We start from the raw sequence: 1415 nt of genomic DNA, 5'->3' as shown, positions 1-1415 counted from the left end.
TTCTAGTGAACAATAGCTCATCTTTATAATTTAAATAAAGCTACATTTTGGGCTATAATTTTATACAGGTTTTTTATTGTATTAACGACTTAAGGTATTAGTTTAGCATATTAGGTACTGAAGAACCTATATTTATAATATCTTCAGTATTCGGGTAAAGCAGTGCTGGCTTTTGAGGATCATAAGCGCTGGGGTCGTAAGAATCATAAACTTGATGCCATTTGATCTCTCCTTCCCCTGGCATTTTGCAAAAAACATTACTGTTCCACAATAGTAAATTGTCCCCACCCAACTGGTTTAGTACCCGAACAATTTTGTTGTTTTTAAACATCTCGGCTATCGGTTGATGAAACAGATGAAGGTCACGAGATGTGTTGAGGTTCAGGACATTGTTGTAGAGCATCATCATCGGCTGACCCTCTACTTCTTTAATTGAACTATTAGTTTCTATACATTTTTTGACAGATTCTACTTCTGAACTTGTAAATATATCCAGGGGGCCTAACCATCCCTTTTCTTCAAAGTGTTGAATCTGGTTTGGTGTGAGCATATTCAGGGTTCAATCCTTTCTAGCTTACTACTGTAATGGTATAAAAAAACACTGTGTTGGTTAGTTTTTTATACTTATAAAAACTATCATTCAGTAGCTTAACAGAAGCTATTATGAAATGCACTTTATTATTGTAACATTTTGTAAAGCTGTTCAGGATCTATGTTCTGACGGGGTAACGAAACAGGTTCAAATGCTTGCTATCTAAAGGTTTGAGAATTTTATGGTAAAAATAATGAAGGTAGGTTTTGTGGGAAAAATCAGGAAGGTTTTGTGGGAAAAACAGGTAAATATTTTATTAACATAAAACATAACTGTTGACAACTTGCTCCGAATTCTACCAAGTAAAAAGTAAATTTACTATAGCCGAATATATTTTATTAAAAATTTGCTTCTTCCGTACCTGTTATGCTAAAGTAAGCAGGTGCATAAAATTAATTGCACATTTAATGAAACTCAAAGCCTTGCAATGTAAGGGTTACACAGATCCAGAGTAGGTAATTAATTGGTAGTGATAAACATGTAGTGATACAACATTGCCTTTAAGCAGGTGCAATTAATTAATTGCACATTTTCCCAAACTCAAAGCTTTACACTGTAGCAGTCTTTCCCTCCAGTGGTTCGACAATGTGCTGTGTGTTATACAGATTTTTGGGAAGCTTATAAAAGCGATGCAGCGCGGTCTTGGGAAGGCAGCGCGGTCTTGGGGGTTCCCCCCGGAGACGAAACCTGTTTATTGTGGAGCCTTTATAGTTAGCAGGTTATGCAGAAAAGGGTTCAATATTTGTTAATAGCGATGCAGCGCGGTCTTGGGGGTTTCCCCCATGAGCGACTGCATCAAGACAAGGCTCCACTATCTTACGGT

General features: G+C 36.8%; 1 protein-coding gene. It reads right to left on the bottom strand.

Annotation, left to right across the window (positions count from 1 at the left end):
• Positions 1-97 precede the first annotated feature (97 nt).
• Positions 98-550, bottom strand: a complete 453-nt coding sequence (locus F6J99_RS45020) for a hypothetical protein (RefSeq protein ID WP_293123933.1) — start codon at positions 548-550, stop codon at positions 98-100.
• Positions 551-1415: the final 865 nt, after the last annotated feature.

Origin of the sequence: Moorena sp. SIO4G3 (assembly GCF_010692305.1) — a bacterium.
Taxonomy (GTDB): domain Bacteria; phylum Cyanobacteriota; class Cyanobacteriia; order Cyanobacteriales; family Coleofasciculaceae; genus Moorena; species Moorena producens_A.
Note: the sequence above shows the minus strand (reverse complement) of the source record. Positions and strands in the feature narration are given on the sequence as shown.

Coding starts and splice junctions, on each gene's coding strand:
- F6J99_RS45020 (WP_293123933.1), bottom strand. CDS start 550: ATGCTCACACCAAACCAGATTCAACACTTTGAAGAAAAGGGATGGTTA.